Below are 21,793 nucleotides of genomic sequence, written 5' to 3' on the forward strand. Positions count from 1 at the left end.
CACAGTGCGCGAACAACGATCGGGAGGACGACACCCATGAGCAGTGCCACACCACACGACAGCGGCAAGCCCGGCCCTCTGAGTTCGATCCGGGTCATCGAGTTCGCCGGTATCGGCCCCGGTCCGCATGCCGCCATGCTGCTGGCCGATCTCGGCGCCGACGTCGTGCGCGTTCAGCGCCCGGGGTCGCTGCCCAAGCCCGGCCGCAATGCCGATGCTCTGCTCCGCGGCCGACGCGTCGTCGAGGCCAACCTCAAGGACGACAACGACCGGGAGACCATTCTCGGCCTCGTCGCCAAGGCCGATGTGATCCTCGAGGGTTTCCGTCCCGGCGTGATGGAACGGCTCGGACTCGGACCCGACGACCTCGAGAAGGTCAATCCCGGCCTCGTCTACGGGCGCATGACCGGCTGGGGACAGGACGGACCCCGTGCCAACCTCGCCGGCCACGACATCAACTACATCTCGCTCACGGGCATGCTGCACGCCATCGGACGCAAGGACGATCGTCCCGTGCCCCCGCTCAACCTGGCCGGTGACTTCGGCGGCGGTTCGATGTTCCTCGTCGTCGGTGTGCTCGCGGCACTGCTCGAGCGCGGGGTGTCCGGCCGGGGGCAGGTCGTCGACGCGGCCATGGTCGACGGCGCTTCCGTTCTCGGACAGATGATGTGGGCGTTCCGCGGCACCGGACTGTGGAGCGACACCCGGGGTGTGAACATGCTCGACACCGGCGCTCCGTACTACGAGGTCTACGAGACCTCGGACGGCAAGTACATGGCGGTCGGCGCGATCGAACCGCAGTTCTACGCCGAGCTGCTCAAGGGCCTCGAACTCACCGACGCCGACCTGCCGGACCAGAACGACATCGCCCAGTGGGGGAAGCTGAAGGAGATCTTCACCGAGACCTTCAAGTCGCGCACCCGCGACGAATGGGCCGCGGTCTTCGAGGGCACCGACGCCTGCACCTCGCCGGTCCTCACCTTCGCCGAGGCACCTGCCGACGCCCACATGGCCGCCCGCGCCAACCTCGTCGACATCGACGGCGTGACCCAGGCCCAGGTGGCACCGCGCTTCTCGCGCACCAAGCCGGAGACCCCCACGGGCCCGACCACCGAGGCGACCGATCCGTCGACGCTCTGGGCCGACTGAGGGTCCCGCCACCGCTTCTCCGTGCGGGAGAAGCGGTGGCGACCCGCCCATTGCTCCCCGAGGTTCCAGGAGCGAAAGCCGCCGGGCCGAGCAAGCGACGAAGGAGCGCGTCGAGGTCGACGAGCCACGAAGGGCGACAACTCACGTCGCCCTTCGTGGCTCGCTTCGCTCGCACCTCAGGGAGCAGATGAATCGGCCACTCGCCCTCGAACGCAAGGGTTCTTCCGCGGCCGCGCGGCGTCAGACCTTCGAATGCCCCATGTCGATCTGGAACTCGGCCGCGGTGATCCCCTTGGCACTGTCGGACGCGAGGTAGAGGACGGCGTCGGAGATCTCGTCGAGCGCGGCGACCGGATGGTAGTCGAGGATCGACGTGAAATGCGGGTTGACCCAGGGGATTCCGAAGATCCGGTGGGCCTCGGTGTCAGCCACACCCATCGGGGTGTCGACCGCGTACGGGTGCACGCTGTTCACCCGGATGCGATGGTGACCGAGCTCTTTCGCGGTCGTCTGGGTCAGTCCGACGAGTCCGTACTTCGACGCCGAGTACGACGCCTGCAGCGGCATCGCCTTCAGCCCCGCGACGGAACTGATGACGGTGATCGAGCCCCCGTTGCCCGCCTCGAGCATCGCCGGAATGGTGGCCTTCAGCGTCTTCCACGCGCCGACGAGGTTGATGTCGACGACGTCGGTGAACTGCTCTTCGCTGAGCTCCCAGACCTTGCCCCAGGTCAGCACCCCGGCGTTGGCGACGACGTGGTCGAGCCGACCGAACTGCTCGACGGCGTCGGCCACGAGCTGCTGCTGGAAAGCAAGATCGCGCGTATCTCCCTGCCGTGCAAGGATCTTGCCGCCGACGCCCTCGACGAGACGAATCGTCTCGGCGAGGTCGTCGGCCGTGGCCGCGGGGTAGGTCGCGTGGTCGATGATCGGACCCGCGATGTCGAGGCCGACGATCGCGGCCCCCTCACGGGCGAACCGGATCGCATGATTGCGACCTTGACCTCGGGCGATGCCGGTGATGTAGACGACCTTGCCGTCGAACTGTCCCATGGCAGAACTGTAACACGTTCTAGTTCTGCTCCCCAGTGTTCGCCGGGGCCCGACGAACGGTTCAGGCGTGCCCGAACGCGCGGGTGAAGCCGTCGGGTACGACGAGGTCGGCGGCCGAGAGCTCGTGCACGCTCTTGTGGCCGAGACCCATCAGCACGCCGTCGAGTCCCATGCGCATGAGGTCCAGCACGTTCTCGACACCGGCCTGGCCGTTGGCGGCTAGACCCCAGAGGTAGGCACGGCCGATCATGACCGCGCGGGCCCCGAGCGCCAGCGCTTTGGCCACATCGCTGCCGCGTCGGATACCACCGTCGAGCAGGACCTCGATGTCGTTGCCCACCGCGGCCGCGATGTCGGGAAGGAGGCGGATCGTCGCCGGCGTGCCGTCGAGATTGTTGCCCCCGTGGTTGGACACCGACAGTGCCGTCGCGCCGATGTCCACTGCCCGCTTCGCGTCGTCGAGACGGGTGATGCCCTTGACCATGAAGGGGCCATCCCACTGCTCGCGCAACCACTTCAGGTCCTCCCAGGTGGGCGGCGGCGTGTTCATCCAGGACCCGTAGGCCCCGAAGAACGTCGGCCCGGGCACCCCCTGCGGTGTGAGGTTCGGCGCGGTCAGGTCGGGGATGTTGATCTTCCCGCCCTTGACCCAATCGAGTGCGTACCTCGGCTTGACCGCGATCTCCGGCCCCAGACGGAGAAGCGCCTTGAGGTCGACCTTCTCGGGGATCTCGGGGCTGCCCCAGTCGCGTCCGACGTTGAAGACCCAGTCGGTCGTGACGATCAGCCCCTTCGCGCCGGCCGCCTTCGCGCGCTCGGCTCGCGCGAGGATCTCCTCGCGGCTGCCCAGCCAGTAGATCTGGAAGAACACCTTGTCATTGACCGCGGTGACCTCCTCGACCGCGTGCGAGGCGAAGCTCGACAGCCCCATCGCCGTTCCGCGGGCCGCGGCGGCGCGGGCGACGGCGACTTCACCCTCCGGGTCGACGGCCTGCACGCCGGTCGGCGAGATCATCACCGGGAACGAGATCTCTTGCCCCATCACCGTTGTCGTCATCTCGCGGTCGGACTGCACACCGACGACGTGCGGCGCCCAGCCCAGTTCGGAGAACGCGCGGACGTTGTCGTCGACGGTGACACCGGCCTGCGTACCGGCGACCAGCGACGAGTACACCGATTTGGGCAGCCGCTTCTTGGCCCGGCGCTGCGCCTCGGTGACGGTCTCGAACCAGGGATTTCGGGCCCAGGGGTTGGCAGACATGTTCTTCCTACTCATTGATCCATCCATGGAGACCGGTTGGCTCTCATGGAGACGGGGCGCCGGTTCCGACGACGGCGCGCCCCGTGGTGTACCGCGGGCGATCTACCGCGCGGCGGGGGTGAACCCGGCGAGCGGGTTCTCGTCACAGGACTTGGTGGGACGCGAGGCCACCGGGGTCAGGTCGCCGTCGGGCCGCCGGGTCATCAGGGTCAGCGGCGTGCCGCGTGAATGGTCCTTGTTGGCGGTCGGTTTCGTGCGGTCGCCGGCGAGGAGTTCCTCACCGTAACCCTGCACGCACTCCGGGTCCGGGCCGGCGAGCGGGAGGCCGGTGAAGAACTTCGCGGCCATGCACCCGCCGCGGCAGGCGTCGAAATGCGCACACTTCGTGCAGGCGCCGGCGTTCTGCGGTTCGCGCAATTCGGTGAACAGGTCCGACCGCTGCCAGATCTCCTGGAAACCGCCGTCGGACAGGATGTTCCCGGCGAGGAAGTTCTCGTGGATCGCGAACGGGCACGCGTACACGTCACCGACCGGGTCGATGAGGCAGACCACGCGTCCCGCACCACACAGATTGAGGCCGGGGAGGCCGCCGCCGGAATCGGAACCGAACGCCGACAGATGGAAGAACGAGTCACCCGTCAGCACTCGATCACCGTGTGCGACAAGCCAGTCGTAGAGTTCGCGCTGCTGGTGCGGCAACGGATGCAGGTCATCCCACACGTCGGCGCCCCGGCCGGAGGGACGCAACCGGGTGATGCGCAGCGTGGCGTTGTAGCGGTCGGCGAGCGCCTTGAACTCGTCGAGTTGCGCGACGTTCTGTCGCGTCATGACGACGCTGATCTTGGCGTCGGCGAAACCCGCCTCTGCCAGGTTCTCCAGCGCACGGACGGCCATGTCGAACGAACCCGGACCGCGGACCGCGTCGTTGACCTCCGCGGTCGCCCCGTCCAGCGAGATCTGGACGTCGACATAATCCGACGCCGCGAGTCTCGCGGCCACCTTCTTGTCGATGCGCAGGCCGTTGGTGGAGAACTTCACCCCCACCTGATGGCTGGTGGCGTAGTCGACGAGCTCCCAGAAGTCCGGGCGAACGGTCGGTTCGCCGCCGCCGATGTTGACGTAGAAGACCTGCATCCGCTGCAACTCGTCGATGATCGCCTTGCACTGTTCGGTGGACAGCTCGCGGGGATCGCGTTTGCCCGACGACGACAGGCAGTGCACGCACGCGAGGTTGCACGCATAGGTCAGTTCCCAGGTGAGGCAGATGGGCGCGTCGAGACCCTTCTCGAACTGGTCGACGAGCCGGCCGACCTTCGGCACCTCGCCGGCGGTCGGTGCGGGCGCCCGGAGTGCACTCGCGAATTCGGTTGCTGTGGGCGGCATCTCGATGGTCGTCATCGTTGAGGTCCTTGCATTCGGGGCTGTCGGTTCGGGACTGGGACGTCCGGGCCGGGACGTCGGGCCTGATCGCTCAGGAGCGGGGCACGATCATGCCGCTGTCGGCGAGGGCGGTGAGCGCCTGCAGGTACAGGGGACGTTGGGCGGGCGAGATCCCGGCGGCGAGGAGGGCGGCCTCCGCCGAGTCGTGGTCGGCGAGTGATTGCACGATGCCGACGACGGTGAGGTTCTTGAGGAACGACAGCTTGCGCGTACCGAAGTGGTACAGCAGCGCGCCGAACGGTTCCGGCCGCAGAGCGACCTTCGGATTGAGCCGCCACGGCTCGAGCGTGTCGAAACCGGGCGCCTCGGCTGGGGTGTCGAACCGGACCCCGGCGACCGCGGAACGGTCGCCGGAGATCGGATTCGATGTCGGGGCTGACATCAGTAGACCCCGCACATCCCGTCGATCGAGACCTCTTCGACGAGTGACTCGGCGAGGAGTTCGGTGTCGTTCGAGCTGTGACTGGTCGCAGCGGACTGATCTGCCATGATCCATACCTCCTGGTTGGTGGGTTAGTGATGTGGATCACGACAGACTCTAGTGGCACTCGGTGCAGAAATCCAGCGTTCGCGAGCGAACTGCCCGAATGGCCAGGTGGACGGTTCTGTCGATCCGGACGACACCGGTCCCATAGGCTGAGGTCCCGATGACCACGAAGATGCGCGGTGACGAGCCCGCACGTACCCCGCCGGGCCGGCGCCCCATCACGTCGCGTGCGCAGATCAGCGCACTCGCGATCCGCCTCTTCACCACCCAGGGCTTCGAGGACACCAGCGTCGACGACATCGCCGAGGCGGCCGGGATAGCCCGGCGCACACTGTTCCGGTATTACTCGTCGAAGAACGAGATCCCCTGGGGCGAGTTCGACGACCATCTCCTCGAACTACGCACTCTCCTCGCCGGCATCCCGCCCGAGACGCCGATGGCGCAGGCCCTCGTCGACGCCCTCGTCTCGTTCAACCGGGTGCCCGCCGAGGAACTCGACAACCATCGCCGACGTATGTCCCTCCTCCTCGGGGTGCCTGCGCTGCAGGCACATTCGATGATCGTCTATGCCGACTGGCGTCAGGTCATCGCCGAGTTCTGCGCGACCCGGCTGGGCGTCGATGTCCGCGATCACCTGCCGCAGACCATCGGCTGGCTGTGCCTCGGTGCCGCCCTCGCCGCGTACGAGAAATGGCTCGACGACCCCGATGCCGACCTGGAGACGCTCATCGAGTCCGGCGCGCGCACCGTGGCCGACGGCGTGGCCGCCCTGGCGTGACTACGCTGGCAACGGCCGCAAGTGATCGACCGCAAGCCCCTCGTGGGAACACCGGTCGTTGCGCTAGGCTGAAGTAGAACGTGTTCTAATTTGGGCCGGGGTGCCGGTCCTCGACGGCGGAGACTGCGCACATGTCTGACCTGACCCCTCACGGTTCACGCAGCGTGATCCTCACGGTGTCCGAGGTGATCGACGAGACGGCCGAGGCCAAGTCCATCGCCTTCGAACTACCCGAGGCCTCGCCGAAGCCGTTCACCGATTACAAACCGGGGCAGTTCCTCACGCTACGGATTCCGAGCGAGCAGACTGGTTCGGTCGCGCGCTGCTACTCCCTCGCGTCGTCGCCGTTCACCGACCCGCAGCCCAAGGTGACCGTGAAGCGCACCGCCGACGGCTACGGATCCAACTGGGTGTGCGACAACCTCTCCCCCGGCACCCAGGTCGAGGTGCTGCCGCCATCGGGCGTGTTCACCCCGAAGTCCTATGACACCCCATTGCTGCTCATCGCGGCCGGCAGCGGTGTCACGCCGGTGATGTCGATCCTCAAGGCGGCCCTCGAGAAGGGCGACGCACCGATCGTCTTCTTCTATGCCAACCGGGACGTCGCCGACGTGATCTTCGCCGCCGAACTCCGAGAACTCCTGGCCGCCCACCCAAATCGGCTCACCCTCGTCCACTGGCTCGAATCACTCCAGGGTCTGCCGAGTGCGGCCGCTCTGGCAACGGCTTTCGCGCCCTACGCGACGTCGCACGTCGCCTACATGTGCGGACCGGGCCCGTTCATGGATGCCGTCCACAAGGGTCTGTCGGACGCGAACTTCCCGCACCACAACGTCCACACCGAGGTCTACAACTCGCTGTCCGGCGACCCGTTCGCCGACGTCGAACTCGGCGAGGTGAGTGAGGAGGAGCAGGCGGGTGCCGCCACCGTCGAGGTGGAGCTCGACGGTGAGACCCACACCCTGACCTGGCCTCGCTCACGAACTCTCGTCGACATCATGCTCGCCGCCGGACTCGATGCCCCGTATTCCTGCCAGGAGGGTGAGTGCGGTTCGTGCGCCTGCACTCTCACCGAGGGCAGCGTCGACATGGACAACGCCGGCGCGCTCGACCCCGAGGACATCGAGGACGGGTACATCCTCGGCTGTCAGGCGCATCCGACATCGGACACGCTGAAGGTCGAATTCTGAGAGAGTGGTTCGAGTTCGTGCAGTCACCGGTCCATCGAAGGAGAACGACGACGTGAGCACCATCCGCGGTTCCCGGCTCGACCCCGTCCAGCTCGCCCGTGGCCTCGCCGCGATGCTCATCAGCATCGGAGTGCTCCACTTCGTGGCACCCAAACCGTTCGACGAGATCATCCCGGAGGAGATCCCCGGCGACCCCCGCACGCTGACCTACGCTTCCGGTGTTGCCGAGATCGGTTTGGGCGCGGCACTTCTCGCTCCGAAGACCCGACGCGCCGCCGGCGCGGCGTCGGTGCTGCTGTTCCTCGCCGTCTACCCCGCCAACATCAACATGGTCCGGCTGTGGTGGGACCGGCCGCTGCCCTACAAGATCGTCGCGCTGGCCCGGTTGCCGTTCCAGTTCCCGATGATCTGGGCCGCTGCGAAGGTCGCACGCGAGGGCTGACCCTGTCGTCACAGATCCCGGAGGGCGCGGTAGTGGGCACGCTCCTCCGGGGTCCGGTGTTCGAGCGCGTATGACAGTGCGGTGCGGCCCATCCGGGCAGCGTTGTCGTCCAGGTAGCCGAGCAGGACGCTCTCGTCGACTCGTTTGCCGACCTCCCGCAGCATCCAGCCGAATGCCTTCTGGATGAGACCCCGTCGGTCGTCGCGGACGAGCGGCGCCACCGCGAGCAGTGCCGCCGGGTCGCCGTGCTTGATGAAGGCGAAGGTCGCGATCACCCCCACCCGGCGCCGCCACAGATCGTCGTCCCGCGCGTGTTGCAGGACGAGATCGAGTTCGCCGCTGCGCCAGCAGTATTCGCCGAGGACGGGATCGGCGGACGAGTCGACGAGATCCCAGTTGTTCACCCGGCCGCGGCGCACGGCGTCGAGGTAGAGGTCGACCCAACCCTTGCCGTCGCCGCCGCGGCGTAGCTCGCGTTCGAACTCCTCACGCAGGAGGAACAATGCGATCAGGCGATGCTCGTGGATCGGTGAGTCGAGCAAGTCGACGACCTGATCCGACGCGATGCCGCGGAACCCCTTCGCGAGCTTCCGTTGTACCGGTACACGGATTCCGAGGAATTCGTCACCCTCCCCGTATCCCCCCGGTCGGGCCTGGAAGAACGCAGCCTGGCCGAGCGCGAGCTGCGGGTCGGCCACCTCGGCCGCGGCGTCGCGCACCCGCGTAGCGGTGGGCGTATCCGTCACTGCGTCACTACAGCAGATCCGCCACGGGAGTGGGGGTCTGCAGCTTCGGCCGGGTCTTCATCACGGCACCCACCTTGCCGGCGCCCACCACCCCGGTGAGCACGCCGTCCCGGCTGTAGTAGGCAACGAACTTCTTCCCGTCGTCGTCGACGACGTGGACCTCGTCATCGGCGCGCGGGGAGCCGAGTACCTGGATCTTGACGTCGAACTGGTCGCTCCAGAAATAGGCGACCGACGCGGTGACCGCGTCGCCACCGGTGATCTGGTGCGCGACGACCGAGGCCTGCTCGACCGTGTGGTTCCAGTGCTCGACGCGTTTCGGCCGCCCGTCCTCGTCGAGCCAGTTCGCCACGTCACCGAGGGCGTAGACGCTCTCAGCGCTGGTGTGTCCGGTTGCATCACAGGCGATTCCGCCCCCCACCTCGCGTGCGGCGAACTCGATACCCGACCCGTCCAGGTACCCGGTCACCGGGGTCGAACCGATACCGACGACGACGATGTCGGCGGGCAGGGTGGTGCCGTCGGTGAGTTCGACCGCGCTGACCCGCCCGTCGGACACGTCGATCTTCGCGACCCCGACCCCGGTCCGCAGATCGATGCCGTTGGCCACGTGCAACCGCGACACCAGGGCGCCGATCCGCTCCCCCAGCGCCACGGCGAGCGGCGTCGGAGCCGGTTCGACGAGGCTGACCGCCAGTCCGCGGGCCGCGAGGCCGGCCGCCACCTCGCATCCGATGAAGCCGGCGCCGATGACGACTGCGGTGCTCGCGGAATCGATCTCGCGACGCAGCGCCACCGCGTCGTCGTAGGTGCGGAGCACGTGCGCGCCACGGACGTTCTCTGCGAGACCGGGAAACGGCCGCGGATCGAGCCCGGTCGCCAGTACGAGAGTGTCGTAGGCGACGGTGGCGCCGGAGGCCAGTGTGATCGTCCGGTCCGTCGGTGACACCGCGGTCACCGCTTCACCGAGTCGCAGCGTGATGTCGGAGTCCTCGTAGAACTCCGCGGGTTTGAGATCGACGCGGTCGTCCTTGCCCAGCAGCACCGACTTCGACAGCGGCGGACGGTCGTACGGTGGATGCGCTTCGGCTCCGACGAGGGTGATCGGATCGGTGAAGCCGTTGTTCCGCAGGTTCTCCGCGACCCGGATTCCGCCGAGTCCGGCTCCGACGATCACCACACCCGCGCTCGATGCACTCATCTCTGGTCCCCTTTTCGTCATCCCACCCCGCGAGCACCCGTCTGCGCCGGCGGTCACGCGGACCGCCCGGGGCCGGGCATCTCGTGTCTCAACGGGTCACGTCGCCGACCGGTTGCAGGTCGGACAGCAGCCAATTCCCGTCGACCTTACGCATAAGTGCCCACCGGGCGATAGAGGTCGTCTCGGCCGGTGGACGACTCGCGGCACCCGGTGCCGGTGAACCGGACCCGGCTGTCACCCGCTGGTCGGCGAAGACGAGCACCCGGGCGCGTTCCGAGTCGCCCTCCTGCAGTCCGGCACCGACGACCTCGCCGGTCACCGACAACGCTGATGCACGGACGCCGGGAACCACGACGTCGGTACCGCGGTTCCGGTACTCCAGGCGTAGCGGGTCGGTCAGCAACGCGTCGGTCGCCTGCCGCCGGTCGGCGGGGTCGTCGGGCGAGTAGGTCAGAAGCGCACTCACGGCAGCCGCAGCCGCGCTGAGGATCTCGCTGCGTTGCGCCTCGGTCGGGTCGGGATCGGGGCGCAGGGTCGCGGCGCCCGCGATCGCCGCGACCACCAGGGATACCGCCGATGCGGCGATGAGAAGCCGCATGCGGATGCGTTGGGTTCGGGTCGGCCGTGCCGGTAGCAGGACCCGGTCGTGAGCGGTGGTCATGGACGCCTCGCCTCGGCGATCTTCCAGCCGCCGTCGGTGCGCGTCATGGTGATCAGCGCCGTGATCCGCTCCCCGGTGGTGTCGATCTCCGAACCGTCCCCCGACCCGCCCAGGAGCGCCGGGTTCGTCGCGTCGGCGACGACGAGCACGTCCACGCTTCCACCGATGTCGTCGGACGACGGATCGGTGACGAGCCCGGCCGAGATCACTTGCCCGACACTCGAACCCCGTTTCCCGCCCACCTCTGTCATCAGTGCCTCCCGGGCGGCGTCGATCCGTTTCAGCTGCGGTCCGGTGCTCACCTCCGCCACGCGTGTCACGTAGCCTTCGGGGTCGGCCGGGTCGGCGGTCAGCATGACGGTGACGGCGCCGCGGGCGGATGCGAGCACGTCGTCCTGCAACTCGGTCGCCGCCTGCTGGCCGCGGATCTGCCAGGCAAGAAAGCCGGCGACGCCAACGAGGACGACCACCGCGATCGCTGCTCCGACGAGAGTCCGGCGCACCGTCTGTGTCCGGCGTGCCGCACGCGCCCGGAGCGCCGGCGCGGCGACGATCCGGGCGGTGCGCGCCCGTCGGGTCGCCGCGTCGACCCGGGCGCGGGCGAGTTCGATTCGCGTGGTGATGGTCTCGGTCATCGTCGCACCCGCAGATTCCGATGGACGGTCATCCGATCACATCCGCCGCCGCGAGGAGCCATGTGTCGTCCGACCGCGCGTAGCGGGCCAGGACCGTGCGTTGAACGGTCGTCGCCGGCCCCGCGGCCGGACGTACTGTCACCACGACACGCAGCAGCGCCTCCCCCTCCGCGGCGTCGACCGCGACGATGCTGACGACCTCGGGGCGCCAGGTCACCGACGACGTCCCCTCGGGCGGGGGCCGATCGAGCTGGGCCCCGTAGCTGTCGGTGAACTCGTCGGCGACCCGCTCCCGCGCCCGCGTCCGGTCCTGCTGCCAGCGGTCCGCATCGACCGAGAAGACGTCCGCGACGATCGTTCCCGCCTGTGCTCGCAACTGGTCTCGGCTCTCCGTGACGTCGGAGCCCGTGCGGTGCGAATTCCACAGGGTGAGCACCACGACGAGCGTCGCGACCAGGACAACCGCCGCGATCGCGAGGCGGATGGTGGCACCTCGCACCCCGATCGGCCGGGTAGTTCCGCGTCCCGGGACCGGCTCGACGCCCGGGGTGTGAGTCGGTGGCGTCATGGAAGGTACTGCACCGCACTCAGTTTCAGCGTGTCGTCGGCCGGTGTGATGAGCACCCGCAACCGGAATCTGCGCGCCTGGTCGCCGGTCTCGGCCGCCGCCGCCCCACCGGTGAAGACGACGGTGGCCGCGACGAGGACCGTGGCGGTGTCGCCGGTCCGGACGGAGATCCCCGTGCCGTCGACGGAGGACTGCGCGACGGTGCCGTTGGCCCGGATGAATTCGGTGTAGCTGTCGGCGGATTGGGCGAACTCGTCGTAGAAGGTGCCGGTGGCGCCGGCCAGGATGCGCTGGGCGCGCCGATCGTCTCGGCTGTCCGGGGCGATGAGCACCGCAACCCGGTCGGCCGCCGCGGACTGGAGTTCGGCATCGGAGTACCGCTCACGGTCTCGCTGCCACGCGGTCACCGCCACCCCCGCGAGCACGAGCGCGACGACGAGGACCACGACCGCGACGACCCACCGGAGCCGCGACAGGCGCCGACGGAGTCCGGCCTCGAACTCGAGGGTGTGCAGATCGTCCAGTGCCTCGCGCAGCTCGCGCCTCGCGGCCCGGTCGGCGGACACCTCCTGCGCCCCCGACCGAGCACCCATGCCGTCCCTCTTCACGACGACAGGGGCGTGCTCTCCTGGGGCTGCGTCAGACTGTCGCCCGGCGCCCGGGTCTCGACCTTCTCACCGCGGATCCGGCTGGAGTATGCCGCGCGCGCCTGCTGGTCGGGGCTCAGGAAGATCGAGTCCAGCTTGGTCAACCGGCGCGACCACCGCTTCATCGCCTGTGGGAACAGCGCGCCCGACTCCGCCCACCGCATCGACCGGGGCGCGTAGACGCGGACCACCGGCCGCGCGATCGTCTGCACGACGATCGACGCCACCTCGCCGGGCTCGACGGTCTGGATGAACTTGTTGGTCTGCAGGCCGGAGATCAGGGCGGTTCGCGTGAACGTGGGGAGTACCGCGCTGACGGCGACGCCCTGCGGCTCCAGCTCGGCGCCCAGCGCCTCGGAGAACTCGATGACGGCTGCCTTGGCGCCGTTGTAGATGGTGAGGCCGGGGGTGGGTATGCGCCCGGCCGTCGATGCGATGTTCACGATGTGGCCGGTCCGGCGGGGCGCCATCCGACGGGCCGCCTCCTGGCATCCGATGATCACGCCCAGGACGTCGATCTCGTAGGTCCGGCGGATGATCGTGTCGTCGTAGGAGAGGAACGGTCCGACCGGCATGATCCCGGCGTTGTTCACGAGCACGTCGATCGGTCCGAGCCGGTTTTCGACCTCGGTCAGGAACGCATCGAAGGACTCGCGTTTGGTCACGTCCACCTCGATGCCCTCGCAACCGAGGTCGGCGGCGGCCTTGCCCACCGCCTCGGAATCCACATCACCGATCGCGACCCTGGCCCCCGCCTCGGACAGCTGGGTCGCGGTCTCGAATCCGATGCCACGCGCGCCGCCGGTGATGACCACGACCTTGTCCCGTAGCGCGGCGCGGATCGCGTCGTGGTCGGGTGTGCGGGACAGCTTGTCACGCAGACTCATTGGATCTCCTTCGGTGGATGCGGACTTCAGACGAGAGGAACGGGGCCGGCGTGGCCCGTCATCTCCGGTGGGGTTTCACCAGATCATCGGTGCGAGGAACTTGGCGGCGAAATCCCGAACGCGCTGGGGTTCGTTGCGAGCAGGGTCCGACGGCGGCGTCTCCAGCAGTGAGATCACCAGTCGCACATGGATCTCGACGGCTTCCAGCAGATCCTCGACGGGCATCTGCGCACCCTCGTCGCGGAGTGTGGCCGCGACCCGGTCGGTGACCATGTCGATGAACAACGACGTCATCGTCGACGTGACGCTCTTGATCTCGGAGTCGGTGAGGACGATCCGGCTCAGCAGCGGATCGGAGTTGACCCACTCGGCGCCGACAGCGAACGCCTCCACCAGTGCGGCCTTGGGTCCGAGCCCCTTCACCGAGGCCTCGAGCTTCTGCATGCCCGTCTCGTAGGCGTCGTTGGCCACCGCGTAGAGCAGCGCATCCTTGTTCGGGAAGCGCCGGTACAAGGTGCTGCGGCTCACTCCAGCCCGCGCGGCGACCTCGTCGATGTTCGCGCGGCGGACACCGACCTCGGCGAACTCCGCCCCGGCGGCCGCGAGGATCGCGGCTTCCTGGTCGGCCGGGCTGGCGGTGTTGCGGACCTTACGCGTCGAGGTCCGATTCCTGCTGTCGGCCTTGGTTCCGGTGCCTGCCACGGTCATCGCCGCCGACGGGTGGCGGGCTGCGAGTCCTCGGGTGCCGACCAGTGGTTTTCGTGCAGCCGGCGATGTCTGATCTCCGTGATCTCCATCTGGTCAAAATACAGCCCGGCGGTCCGGCGTCCGCGGACACCGCGACCCCGGCCGACGTGCAACGGGGTTCCGTTGCGGCCGGGAGACGGGACGCCGACCGAATCGGCTGCTGCCGGCACTGTCGCCAGAACCGAGGCCATGATTGTCTCCCTCCCGCAACGGCCGCCCCGGGTACGGACGGTCGGCATGTGACCCACATCGCATGATAGACCACGTTGAGACAGATCGGAAAATGCGTTCCTATCCTCGCCCGCGACCCGTGGGCGACCCGTCCATCGTCAGCAGGCGGTGACACCGCCGCAGACGCTCGCGCCACCAGTACTGACGCTCTTCTTCGACCGCGGGTTCCCGCACGTCGACCGCGGCGTCGGGGCCGAACCATCGCGTTCCCACCGCGCCGTCGACCATCTGGAACGACGCGGCGACATCCGTGGCGAGCAACGACCCGGTGCCCAGCCCGCACGCGAGTTCCAGGCGCGGTAGCGCGGCCGCGGCAGCCACGCCGGCGGCCATCCCGATCGCGCTGTCGAGGGCACTCGAGACCACGATGTCGAGTCCCAGGTTCTCGGCGAGCTGGAGGGTTGCGCGCATGCCGCCGAGCGGCGCGACCTTGACCACCGCCACGTCAGCGGCGTCGGCCGCGACGACACGGTACGGGTCCTCGGCCTTCCTGATGGATTCGTCGGCCGCGATCGGCACCTCGACCGCCCGACGCACGGCCGCCAGTTCTTCGACTGTGCGACAGGGCTGTTCGGCATACTCGACCTCACCGATGGCGCGCAGGGCGGCGATGGCCTCGTCGACGGTCCAGCCGCCGTTCGCATCGATGCGCACCCTGCCGATGAGCGCCCGCGTCGCCGCGACCCGGGCGACGTCGTCGTCGAGGGTCTGCCCCGGCTCGGCGACCTTGACCTTCGCGGTTCCCGCGCCGGGGTATCGCTGCAGCAATGCGCCGACCTCGTCGGCGGGGATGGCGGGCACGGTCGCGTTGACCGGGACGGTGTCGCGGACCGCGGTGGGAGGACCGACCCAGGCGGCCTCGATGCCGGCCCGTAGCCACGAGGCCGCCTCCGGGTCGTCGTACTCGACGAACGGACCGAACTCCCCCCAACCCGCCGGCCCCGCGAAGACCATCGTCTCGCGCGTGGTCAGGCCGCGGAATCTCGTACGCATCGGCAGGCGCACCGCGACAGCGGAAGCGAGGACCTCCTCGACGTCGGGAAGCGCCCAGTCCGGTTGCCTGCCCCGCATCATCCGTCCTCCCTCTCCGCACACAGATCACCCCGCGTCGTTGGAACAACCTTCCAAGTTTGTTCCAAGTGCGATATTCTCGCCGCCATGTCAGTCAACCAGGGATTCGACGCCGGTATCCGCGAGGCAGAGCCGATGATCGTCGACGACACTCCGGACACCGCGGGCGAGGTCGCCTCGCCACGTCTCGGCGCCGACTCGCTCGTGTGGAAGTTCTACGGCGACAACCGCGGACTGCTGGGCTTCCAGCGTCTGGCCGGCACCGAGAACTGCATCGAACAACTCGGCCAGGCCGTGCTCGATCACTCGATCATCTTCAGCGACTTCCTCGGCCGGGCCAAGCGGACCGGCCCCCCGGTCATGCGGACCGTGTACAGCACCGAGCCGGAGAAGTGGGGGCGCACGGTGCGCGACTTCCACCGCGACATCAAGGGCACCATCAGCGACGGATCGCGGTACCACGCACTCAATCCGGAGTTGTTCTACTGGGCGCACGCGACGTTCGTCGACCAGGTCCTCTACATCACCGACACCTTCATCCGACGCCTGAGTTACGCCGAGAAGGTCCAGATCTTCGAGGAGAGCAAGGTCTGGTATCAGCTCTACGGGGTGAGCGATCGCGGGCAGCCGCAGACCTACGAGGAGTTCGTCCAGTACTGGGACGACATGCTCGACCGGTTCGTGCCGCACAAGACGATCGTCTACGCCACCGGCTACATCCGGCAGGGGCTCCCCCGCCCCAAGAAGATCCCCGCACCCGTGTGGAAGATCGTGTCGCTTCCGTTGAACGCCTTCATCCGCACCGTTGTCGTCGGAACGCTGCCCCAGCAGATGCGGGACGTGTGCGACCTCGAGTGGAACGACAGGCGCGAGAGGAACTTCCAGCGTTTCGCCGCCCTCATGCGGGCTGCCAACCCGTTGATCAACCGCCTGCCGCTCAAGTACCTCTACGTCCCGTGGGCCTACGAGGCGTGGCGCAAGGTCGGGATCGACCCGCGACCGCTGCACAACAAGCCCGCCTGACCCGCTCCGCTCTCTGAGCTGAGGAGCACCATCCCGCCCCGGACGAGCGCCATCCCGCCCCCGGAGGAGCGCCATCCCGCCCCCGGACGAGCGCCATCCCGCCCCCGGAGGAGCGCCATCCCGCCCCGGACGAGCGCCATCCCCCGCTCCCTGAGGAGCGAGCTTGCGAGCGTCACGAAGGGTCTTGGTGACATTCGTGGCAGACCCTTCGTGACGCGCCCTCCGCAAGCTCCGGGCGCTCCTCAGGGAGCAGTGGTGGGCCAGTGGTTTCGCGGTTCTCTCGATCAGGAACCAGCGAGCCGGAGATGACGCCGGCAGGCGTCAGTGCCCGAGGAACCCGTCGACGTGGGTGACGAACTCCTCGGCGCGGTCGCGGTGAACGCTGTGCCCCGCCTCGATGGTGACGAACCGCGAGTTCGGCAGGGCGTCGCTGAGGGTCCGCAGGTGGCGCGGCGGCAGGAAGCTCTTCTCGCCACCGGAGATGACCATGGCGGTGGCCTGCACATCCGGCAGCTCCGACCACCAGTGCGGCGCGCAGACGTCGAATTCGGCGACGATCTGGTCGCCCATCCGGCCGTCGTAGCGGATGACCGGAAAGGGGTTGCGCGCGAGCGCGATCAGCCCACGAATCTGCTCGCCCAGGGTGGCGCGCATGGCGATGCCCTCGGACAGATCGGCCTCGTCGCGGGGCATCGGCGGCACCTCTTCGAGCACCAGGCGTCGGATCCTCGTCGGCTCACGCATGGCCACTCGCAGCGCGGTGTGGGCACCGAGCGAATGGCCGACCACGTCGGCGACCGCGATCCCGAGGGTGTCGAGGACATAGGCCAGGTCGTCGCGGAAGTCGTCGAGCCGGTAGACCTCACGGGCCCGGCCGCTGCGACCGTGTCCACGGAGGTCCACGCTGATCACCGCACGCCCGCGGGCGCGGAGTGCCGTCGCGAGCCGGCGCCAGGTCGAATGGTCCGATGCCATCCCGTGCACGAGGACGACCGGTACGCCCCGGTCGGCCTCCCCCGCGATCCGGACCGCGAGGTCGGGGTCGCCGCTTCGACGCAGAACACGCATGACCGTCAGCTTACGAACGTCGGCCGTGCGGGCGCCGTCACACTCCACCCGGCCGTCCGCGCAGACCGCACCTCACCGGTCGTCGTCACCGGTCGCGGAACCAGCCGCTGTTCTTGGCGCGCCACACCATGTCCTCCCAGTACCCCCAGGCGTGTGTCCCGACGGACGGAAAGTCCGTCGTGACCGGGATGCCCTGCAAAGCGGCCGCGACTTCGAACGACCGGGTCTGCGCGAGCGACACCACCTCCAGCGGTGTGCCCTTGACCGAGGCCACGGCGTCGGCGTTGTGCGGACCCCACGTCGCCGAACCGGACCCGATGCGGATCTTCATCCCCCGCATCCGCGGCAGCTGGACGAGTGCATCGTTGCGCGTCCACCGGTCACTCCAGGGCGGTCCCCACATGGCGTCCGCGCTGAACGGACCGACCCCCGCCCCGACACCGGCGTCGATCAACGCGAGCCGAACAGCCTCTCGCATCGTGGGCGCGGACAGGTTCAGGTAGCCGGACATCGAGAAGACGTGCGAGATGCGCTTGCGGTGGTACGCCCCGTAGACCATCGCAGCGTTACCGCCCATGGAGATGCCCATGATCGCGTATTTGCCCAGCGGGCCGACGGCGAGTCCGCGCGCGTCGAGTTCGCGCACGATGGTGTCGAGTCGGCACGTCCACCGATAGCGGTATCCGACCTTGTTGGCCGGGCTCGCCGCTTCCCAATCGGTGTAGAAGCTCGCGAGACCTCCGACCGGTTGGATCACGTTGACGCCGGAGTCGGCGATGCGGTGGACACGCGTGTCGCGACGCCAGCCACTGATGTCACCGGTCGCGCGAAGACCGTCGAGAGCGATGACGGTTTTGCTGTTGCCCCACCGAGTCCAGGTGTCGACCGGGGTGCTCGGCATGCCGCAGCCGGACACATGGAACCTGCCGAACGCGGCCGACGCGGATGCGTTACCCGACCCGATGGTGACCACGCCGACCACCGCGAGGAGCGCGAGGGCGAACGCGAGGGCTCGACGTCGGCGGGCAAGCCGACGCGGCCGTAGTGAAAGCTGCACCGACGAACTGTAATTCGACGACCATCAGCAATGCCACGGCTGTGACCCTAGGGCATCGACATCGATATCGAGTGGTGACCAGAGTGACTAGAGTGAATCAAGTGGCGTATGTGGCAGAGGATTCATTTTGTTACAGACGATCCACGCAGCGTCAGAGATCGTCGACGATGCGCTGACGCGCCCGCGCGTACTCCTCCTCGGTGACCGCGCCGGTGCGGCGCAGTTCGTCCAGCGACGCGAGCCGTTCGGCCGGCGAACGGCCCGGGTCACCACCCCGGCCCGACCCGCCACCGGCCTTGGTGAACGACGGGGGGTCCATCCGAGACGAGCTCGCCGAATCCGCCCGGACTCCCGCCCAGCCGCGCACGACCTCCATGACCTCCGCTCGGGCCGCGGGATTGGACCGCAGATCGATCACGCCACTGCCCGCCACCCCGTGACGCCCCAGGATCTGCAGGATCTCCCCCAACGGTTCCGCCTGACCGGTGAGATCGTAGGTCCGGCCGTCCTCTTCGGAGGTGAACCTGGCCGGCACCGAACCGGCGAGCAAAGCGGTTGCCTGCCAGTCGATCTCGAAGTCCTGGGACTCGGGATCGACCATCACGGCCAACCGACGGGCGTGAAGCAGCGGCTGCTGGTAATGCGGCACGACCTTCCTCGTCGACACCTCGAACGGAGCGAGTCCCTCGGCGTGGATCCGGAGCCCCAGCTTCATCAGCGGCTGGTCGTTGATCTCGACATTCGTCTGACCGATCGAGGTGATCTCGGCGATGCCGAACACTCCGGCGGCGCGCAGGCGTTCCAGCTTGGCGCCACCCCGATAGTTGAACCACGCGATGGCAACGCCGAGAACGATATCCAGCACGGTGATGCCGATCCCGGTCCACAGCATCCACTCCGTGTCGGGTGCATCGATCACGAAGTAGGCGACGAGGAAGATCGGACCGACGATCCCGCACAGCATGACAAACGCGAAAGTGCCCACGGCACTCCACACATGGGCAGGAACACGTGGCCCGGTCCCCGACTCTCCGAACATGGTCATGCGCGAACTCTATGCGCGGACCTGCGGCGACGGAAGTTCGAAGGCCGAGGCGTCCCACCTTGGAACGACATGGAAGCGCCACCGTTCGCAGTCGGCGCCGGATACGAGTAGTTCGCCGCACTTTCCCGGGTCAAAGTTGCCTGATCTGCGGTTTCGGCACGACCCGGAGAGTCTCGGTGGCACACTCTGCGCTCAGATGAGCACGCCGAGGCTCACCACCGAGAGGTTCCCCATGGACGACACCCGCTCGCATCGGTTCACCCGGCTCCTCTCGACGATGGCCGTCACCGCCGCCATCGTCGCGAGCTCCGCCCTGAGTGGAGGCGGGGTCGCCTCGGCCGCACCACCGACGCCGACCCAAAAACTCTGCGGCCAGAGCACCGACGATCCCGCCACCGATAAGTCCCTGCTTCTCTGGGGAAAGGTGAAGGGCACCAAGCCCGGTCAGATCGGCGACAACATCGACGTCATTCAGCCGGGTCCCCAGTACCAGCCGAACCCGAAGTACGTGAAGTACTAAGCAATCCGTCGAGGTGGTGACCACAAAGGTCACAACGATGACTTCCTGCTCCTACCCACCAACCGGATCAGGGGCATCGAATGCCCCTATCTGTACAACGGTTCCGAGTTGAACCTGTGGAGCGCGGCGTGGCTGCAGGCGGGCAAATTGGTCGCCAAGAATCCCACTCGACCGATTGCGATAGGGGTGAACTCCGCCACGGCGCGCTCGCAAAACCAGCTGCACATTCATCTGGCGCAGGTGAATCCCACCACGCTGGCCGACCTGAGGGCGATCCCCAACCCGGAGACGCATCTGGACAACTGGACGAAGACCGACGTCGTCTTGAGGCTCAACAAGACCAAATCGAAGATCCCCCGGCACTTCCGCGTCGTCAAGTACACCGGCGGTCTGCCCGATCTGTTTCGTGTCCTGAAACGTCAGCTGCCCGCCACCGAGGACATGGCGGACCAATCGATCGGCGTGGTCGATGCCGGCCAGCCCAACACCTACTTCGTCCTCACCAGCAATCCGAAACTGGGTGGTGCCGGGACGGGTCTGATGGACATGATCTACGGCTGGGGCGTCTGACCCTCGGCAGGATCAACGACAAAGGCGCCCGGCCACTTTCGTGACCGGGCGCCTTCGACTCAGTGAGTCAGTGAGTCAGTGAGTCAGTGAGTCAGAACGAGATCACTTGGTGATCTTGGTGACTCGACCCGCACCGACGGTGCGGCCACCCTCGCGGATGGCGAAACGCAGGCCCTCGTCCATGGCGACCGGCTGGATGAGCTTGACGCTCATCTCGGTGTTGTCGCCCGGCATGACCATCTCGGTGCCCTCGGGGAGGGTCACGACGCCGGTCACGTCCGTGGTACGGAAGTAGAACTGCGGACGGTAGTTGTTGAAGAACGGGGTGTGACGGCCGCCCTCGTCCTTGGACAGGATGTACGCCTGGCCCTCGAACTCGGTGTGCGGGGTCGTGGTGCCCGGCTTCACGATGACCTGACCGCGCTCGACGTCCTCACGCTTGAGGCCGCGGAGCAGCAGACCGGCGTTGTCGCCTGCCTGTGCGGAATCGAGGAGCTTGTGGAACATCTCGATACCGGTGACGGTGGTCTTGGTGCTCTTCTCGCGGATGCCGACGATCTCGACTTCCTCGTTCACGTTGACCTCGCCGCGCTCCACACGACCGGTGACCACGGTGCCGCGGCCGGTGATGGTGAAAACGTCCTCGACGGGCATGAGGAACGGCTTCTCGGTCTCGCGGACCGGGTCCGGGATCGACTCGTCGACGGCAGCCATGAGCTCTTCGACCGACTTGGTCCACTCGGGGTCACCCTCGAGGGCCTTGAGCGCCGAGACCTTGACGACCGGGGCTTCCTCGTCGAACTCCTGGGCGGCCAGCAGTTCGCGGACCTCCATCTCGACGAGCTCGATGATCTCGTCGTCGTCGACCATGTCGGCCTTGTTCAGGGCGACCAGGATGTAGGGCACACCGACCTGGCGGGCCAGCAGCACGTGCTCGCGGGTCTGCGGCATCGGGCCGTCGGTGGCGGCGACCACGAGGATCGCGCCGTCCATCTGGGCAGCACCGGTGATCATGTTCTTGATGTAGTCGGCGTGACCGGGGGCGTCGACGTGGGCGTAGTGACGCTTATCGGTCTCGTACTCGACGTGCGAGATGTTGATCGTGATACCGCGAGCTTTTTCCTCGGGAGCCTTGTCGATCTGATCGAACGCGAAGCTCTTGTTGAGTTCCGGGTACTTGTCGTGCAGCACCTTGGTGATGGCCGCGGTCAGCGTGGTCTTGCCGTGGTCGACGTGACCGATGGTGCCGATGTTCACGTGCGGCTTGGTCCGCTCGAACTTCGCCTTCGCCACTTGATTGTCCTCCTGGACTTGTT

The 21,793-nt window shown here is 67.7% G+C and carries 26 protein-coding genes; 7 read left to right on the plus strand and 19 right to left on the minus strand.

Annotated features, from left to right (window positions below; genetic code table 11):
- Positions 1-36: 36 nt before the first annotated feature.
- Positions 37-1,149: a CaiB/BaiF CoA-transferase family protein gene (locus GR168_RS17855; RefSeq protein WP_058252357.1), complete on the plus strand. Its 1,113-nt coding sequence runs from the start codon at positions 37-39 to the stop codon at positions 1,147-1,149.
- A 240-nt stretch (positions 1,150-1,389) separates the two neighbouring features.
- Here the strand turns inward: GR168_RS17855 and GR168_RS17860 are convergent, their stop codons facing one another.
- From GR168_RS17860 to mftA, 5 genes are all read right to left on the minus strand, one after another.
- Positions 1,390-2,202, minus strand: a complete 813-nt coding sequence (locus tag GR168_RS17860) for a mycofactocin-coupled SDR family oxidoreductase (protein ID WP_058252358.1) — start codon at positions 2,200-2,202, stop codon at positions 1,390-1,392.
- 61 nt (positions 2,203-2,263) lie between these two features.
- Positions 2,264-3,463, minus strand: a complete 1,200-nt coding sequence (gene mftD, locus GR168_RS17865; RefSeq protein WP_058252359.1) for a pre-mycofactocin synthase MftD — start codon at positions 3,461-3,463, stop codon at positions 2,264-2,266.
- Positions 3,464-3,565: 102 nt separating this feature from the next.
- Entirely contained in the window at positions 3,566-4,861 is a 1,296-nt protein-coding gene (mftC, locus tag GR168_RS17870; protein ID WP_058252360.1) for a mycofactocin radical SAM maturase, read from the minus strand.
- Between the two features lie 73 nt (positions 4,862-4,934).
- Positions 4,935-5,285, minus strand: a complete 351-nt coding sequence (mftB, locus tag GR168_RS17875) for a mycofactocin biosynthesis chaperone MftB (RefSeq protein WP_058252361.1) — start codon at positions 5,283-5,285, stop codon at positions 4,935-4,937.
- Complete coding sequence (mftA, locus tag GR168_RS17880) at positions 5,285-5,392, minus strand: mycofactocin precursor MftA (protein ID WP_058252362.1); 108 nt, start codon at positions 5,390-5,392, stop codon at positions 5,285-5,287. The genes mftB and mftA overlap by 1 nt, the downstream gene beginning before the upstream one ends.
- 158 nt (positions 5,393-5,550) lie before the next feature.
- Here mftA and mftR point away from each other — a divergent pair, with 158 nt between their 5' ends.
- From mftR to GR168_RS17895, 3 genes are all read left to right on the plus strand, one after another.
- Complete coding sequence (gene mftR / locus GR168_RS17885) at positions 5,551-6,168, plus strand: mycofactocin system transcriptional regulator (RefSeq protein WP_058252363.1); 618 nt, start codon at positions 5,551-5,553, stop codon at positions 6,166-6,168.
- Positions 6,169-6,299: 131 nt separating this feature from the next.
- A complete protein-coding gene (locus GR168_RS17890; RefSeq protein ID WP_058252364.1) occupies positions 6,300-7,358 on the plus strand; it encodes a ferredoxin--NADP reductase in 1,059 nt (352 codons plus the stop codon).
- 52 nt (positions 7,359-7,410) lie between these two features.
- Positions 7,411-7,800: a hypothetical protein gene (locus tag GR168_RS17895; protein ID WP_058252436.1), complete on the plus strand. Its 390-nt coding sequence runs from the start codon at positions 7,411-7,413 to the stop codon at positions 7,798-7,800.
- A gap of 8 nt (positions 7,801-7,808) precedes the next feature.
- Here the strand turns inward: GR168_RS17895 and GR168_RS17900 are convergent, their stop codons facing one another.
- From GR168_RS17900 to GR168_RS17945, 10 genes are all read right to left on the minus strand, one after another.
- Positions 7,809-8,546, minus strand: a complete 738-nt coding sequence (locus GR168_RS17900) for a DNA alkylation repair protein (protein ID WP_058252365.1) — start codon at positions 8,544-8,546, stop codon at positions 7,809-7,811.
- Positions 8,547-8,553: 7 nt separating this feature from the next.
- Positions 8,554-9,747, minus strand: coding sequence for an FAD-dependent oxidoreductase (locus GR168_RS17905; RefSeq protein WP_058252366.1), 1,194 nt, complete (start codon positions 9,745-9,747; stop codon positions 8,554-8,556).
- Positions 9,748-9,835: 88 nt separating this feature from the next.
- Positions 9,836-10,408: a hypothetical protein gene (locus GR168_RS17910; protein WP_058252367.1), complete on the minus strand. Its 573-nt coding sequence runs from the start codon at positions 10,406-10,408 to the stop codon at positions 9,836-9,838.
- On the minus strand, positions 10,405-11,043 hold the full coding sequence (locus GR168_RS17915; protein ID WP_058252368.1) for a hypothetical protein: 639 nt from the start codon (positions 11,041-11,043) through the stop codon (positions 10,405-10,407). Before GR168_RS17915 ends, GR168_RS17910 begins: the two co-directional genes overlap by 4 nt.
- Before the next feature lie 28 nt (positions 11,044-11,071).
- Positions 11,072-11,611 (minus strand): hypothetical protein, encoded by a 540-nt coding sequence (locus GR168_RS17920; protein ID WP_058252369.1) that lies wholly within the window; start codon positions 11,609-11,611, stop codon positions 11,072-11,074.
- Positions 11,608-12,204 carry a hypothetical protein gene (locus tag GR168_RS17925; protein WP_058252370.1) on the minus strand — a complete coding sequence of 199 codons (597 nt, stop codon included), beginning with the start codon at positions 12,202-12,204 and terminating at the stop codon, positions 11,608-11,610. The genes GR168_RS17920 and GR168_RS17925 overlap by 4 nt, the downstream gene beginning before the upstream one ends.
- An 11-nt stretch (positions 12,205-12,215) precedes the next feature.
- Entirely contained in the window at positions 12,216-13,145 is a 930-nt protein-coding gene (locus tag GR168_RS17930) for an SDR family oxidoreductase (protein ID WP_058252371.1), read from the minus strand.
- Between the two features lie 75 nt (positions 13,146-13,220).
- A complete protein-coding gene (locus GR168_RS17935; RefSeq protein ID WP_058252372.1) occupies positions 13,221-13,853 on the minus strand; it encodes a TetR/AcrR family transcriptional regulator in 633 nt (210 codons plus the stop codon).
- A complete protein-coding gene (locus GR168_RS17940; protein WP_058252373.1) occupies positions 13,850-14,083 on the minus strand; it encodes a hypothetical protein in 234 nt (77 codons plus the stop codon). The genes GR168_RS17935 and GR168_RS17940 overlap by 4 nt, the downstream gene beginning before the upstream one ends.
- Positions 14,084-14,183: 100 nt before the next feature.
- Positions 14,184-15,197 (minus strand): o-succinylbenzoate synthase, encoded by a 1,014-nt coding sequence (locus GR168_RS17945; protein ID WP_058252374.1) that lies wholly within the window; start codon positions 15,195-15,197, stop codon positions 14,184-14,186.
- An 84-nt stretch (positions 15,198-15,281) separates the two neighbouring features.
- Here GR168_RS17945 and GR168_RS17950 point away from each other — a divergent pair, with 84 nt between their 5' ends.
- The gene (locus GR168_RS17950) at positions 15,282-16,217 is read left to right on the plus strand and encodes an oxygenase MpaB family protein (RefSeq protein WP_058252375.1); all 936 of its coding nucleotides are present in this window, start codon (positions 15,282-15,284) and stop codon (positions 16,215-16,217) included.
- Between the two features lie 321 nt (positions 16,218-16,538).
- Here GR168_RS17950 and GR168_RS17955 read toward each other — a convergent pair whose 3' ends face one another.
- The 3 genes from GR168_RS17955 to GR168_RS17965 all read right to left on the minus strand — a co-directional run bounded on the left by GR168_RS17955 (position 16,539) and on the right by GR168_RS17965 (position 19,387).
- On the minus strand, positions 16,539-17,285 hold the full coding sequence (locus tag GR168_RS17955) for an alpha/beta fold hydrolase (RefSeq protein ID WP_058252437.1): 747 nt from the start codon (positions 17,283-17,285) through the stop codon (positions 16,539-16,541).
- Between the two features lie 85 nt (positions 17,286-17,370).
- Entirely contained in the window at positions 17,371-18,342 is a 972-nt protein-coding gene (locus GR168_RS17960; protein WP_058252376.1) for an alpha/beta hydrolase family protein, read from the minus strand.
- A gap of 151 nt (positions 18,343-18,493) precedes the next feature.
- Positions 18,494-19,387: an SHOCT domain-containing protein gene (locus GR168_RS17965; RefSeq protein ID WP_231742459.1), complete on the minus strand. Its 894-nt coding sequence runs from the start codon at positions 19,385-19,387 to the stop codon at positions 18,494-18,496.
- 196 nt (positions 19,388-19,583) lie between these two features.
- Here GR168_RS17965 and GR168_RS23975 point away from each other — a divergent pair, with 196 nt between their 5' ends.
- Both GR168_RS23975 and GR168_RS23980 read left to right on the plus strand, forming a co-directional pair.
- Entirely contained in the window at positions 19,584-19,907 is a 324-nt protein-coding gene (locus tag GR168_RS23975; RefSeq protein ID WP_231742461.1) for a hypothetical protein, read from the plus strand.
- Between the two features lie 45 nt (positions 19,908-19,952).
- Positions 19,953-20,477: a CDP-diacylglycerol diphosphatase gene (locus GR168_RS23980; protein WP_323055852.1), complete on the plus strand. Its 525-nt coding sequence runs from the start codon at positions 19,953-19,955 to the stop codon at positions 20,475-20,477.
- A gap of 102 nt (positions 20,478-20,579) precedes the next feature.
- Here GR168_RS23980 and tuf read toward each other — a convergent pair whose 3' ends face one another.
- Entirely contained in the window at positions 20,580-21,770 is a 1,191-nt protein-coding gene (tuf, locus tag GR168_RS17975; protein ID WP_058252377.1) for an elongation factor Tu, read from the minus strand.
- Positions 21,771-21,793: the final 23 nt, after the last annotated feature.

Source organism: Gordonia sp. JH63, assembly GCF_009856645.1.
Classification (GTDB): domain Bacteria; phylum Actinomycetota; class Actinomycetes; order Mycobacteriales; family Mycobacteriaceae; genus Gordonia; species Gordonia hongkongensis.

Coding starts and splice junctions, on each gene's coding strand:
- GR168_RS17860 (WP_058252358.1), bottom strand. CDS start 2,202: ATGGGACAGTTCGACGGCAAGGTCGTCTACATCACCGGCATCGCCCGA.
- mftB (WP_058252361.1), bottom strand. CDS start 5,285: ATGTCAGCCCCGACATCGAATCCGATCTCCGGCGACCGTTCCGCGGTC.
- GR168_RS17945 (WP_058252374.1), bottom strand. CDS start 15,197: ATGATGCGGGGCAGGCAACCGGACTGGGCGCTTCCCGACGTCGAGGAG.
- GR168_RS17905 (WP_058252366.1), bottom strand. CDS start 9,747: ATGAGTGCATCGAGCGCGGGTGTGGTGATCGTCGGAGCCGGACTCGGC.
- GR168_RS17930 (WP_058252371.1), bottom strand. CDS start 13,145: ATGAGTCTGCGTGACAAGCTGTCCCGCACACCCGACCACGACGCGATC.
- GR168_RS23975 (WP_231742461.1), top strand. CDS start 19,584: ATGAGCACGCCGAGGCTCACCACCGAGAGGTTCCCCATGGACGACACC.
- mftD (WP_058252359.1), bottom strand. CDS start 3,463: ATGTCTGCCAACCCCTGGGCCCGAAATCCCTGGTTCGAGACCGTCACC.
- GR168_RS17965 (WP_231742459.1), bottom strand. CDS start 19,387: ATGACCATGTTCGGAGAGTCGGGGACCGGGCCACGTGTTCCTGCCCAT.
- GR168_RS17955 (WP_058252437.1), bottom strand. CDS start 17,285: ATGCGTGTTCTGCGTCGAAGCGGCGACCCCGACCTCGCGGTCCGGATC.
- GR168_RS17855 (WP_058252357.1), top strand. CDS start 37: ATGAGCAGTGCCACACCACACGACAGCGGCAAGCCCGGCCCTCTGAGT.
- GR168_RS17925 (WP_058252370.1), bottom strand. CDS start 12,204: ATGGGTGCTCGGTCGGGGGCGCAGGAGGTGTCCGCCGACCGGGCCGCG.
- GR168_RS17935 (WP_058252372.1), bottom strand. CDS start 13,853: ATGACCGTGGCAGGCACCGGAACCAAGGCCGACAGCAGGAATCGGACC.
- GR168_RS17950 (WP_058252375.1), top strand. CDS start 15,282: ATGTCAGTCAACCAGGGATTCGACGCCGGTATCCGCGAGGCAGAGCCG.
- mftA (WP_058252362.1), bottom strand. CDS start 5,392: ATGGCAGATCAGTCCGCTGCGACCAGTCACAGCTCGAACGACACCGAA.
- mftC (WP_058252360.1), bottom strand. CDS start 4,861: ATGACGACCATCGAGATGCCGCCCACAGCAACCGAATTCGCGAGTGCA.
- GR168_RS17890 (WP_058252364.1), top strand. CDS start 6,300: ATGTCTGACCTGACCCCTCACGGTTCACGCAGCGTGATCCTCACGGTG.
- mftR (WP_058252363.1), top strand. CDS start 5,551: ATGACCACGAAGATGCGCGGTGACGAGCCCGCACGTACCCCGCCGGGC.
- GR168_RS17940 (WP_058252373.1), bottom strand. CDS start 14,083: ATGGCCTCGGTTCTGGCGACAGTGCCGGCAGCAGCCGATTCGGTCGGC.
- GR168_RS17915 (WP_058252368.1), bottom strand. CDS start 11,043: ATGACCGAGACCATCACCACGCGAATCGAACTCGCCCGCGCCCGGGTC.
- GR168_RS17920 (WP_058252369.1), bottom strand. CDS start 11,611: ATGACGCCACCGACTCACACCCCGGGCGTCGAGCCGGTCCCGGGACGC.
- GR168_RS17910 (WP_058252367.1), bottom strand. CDS start 10,408: ATGACCACCGCTCACGACCGGGTCCTGCTACCGGCACGGCCGACCCGA.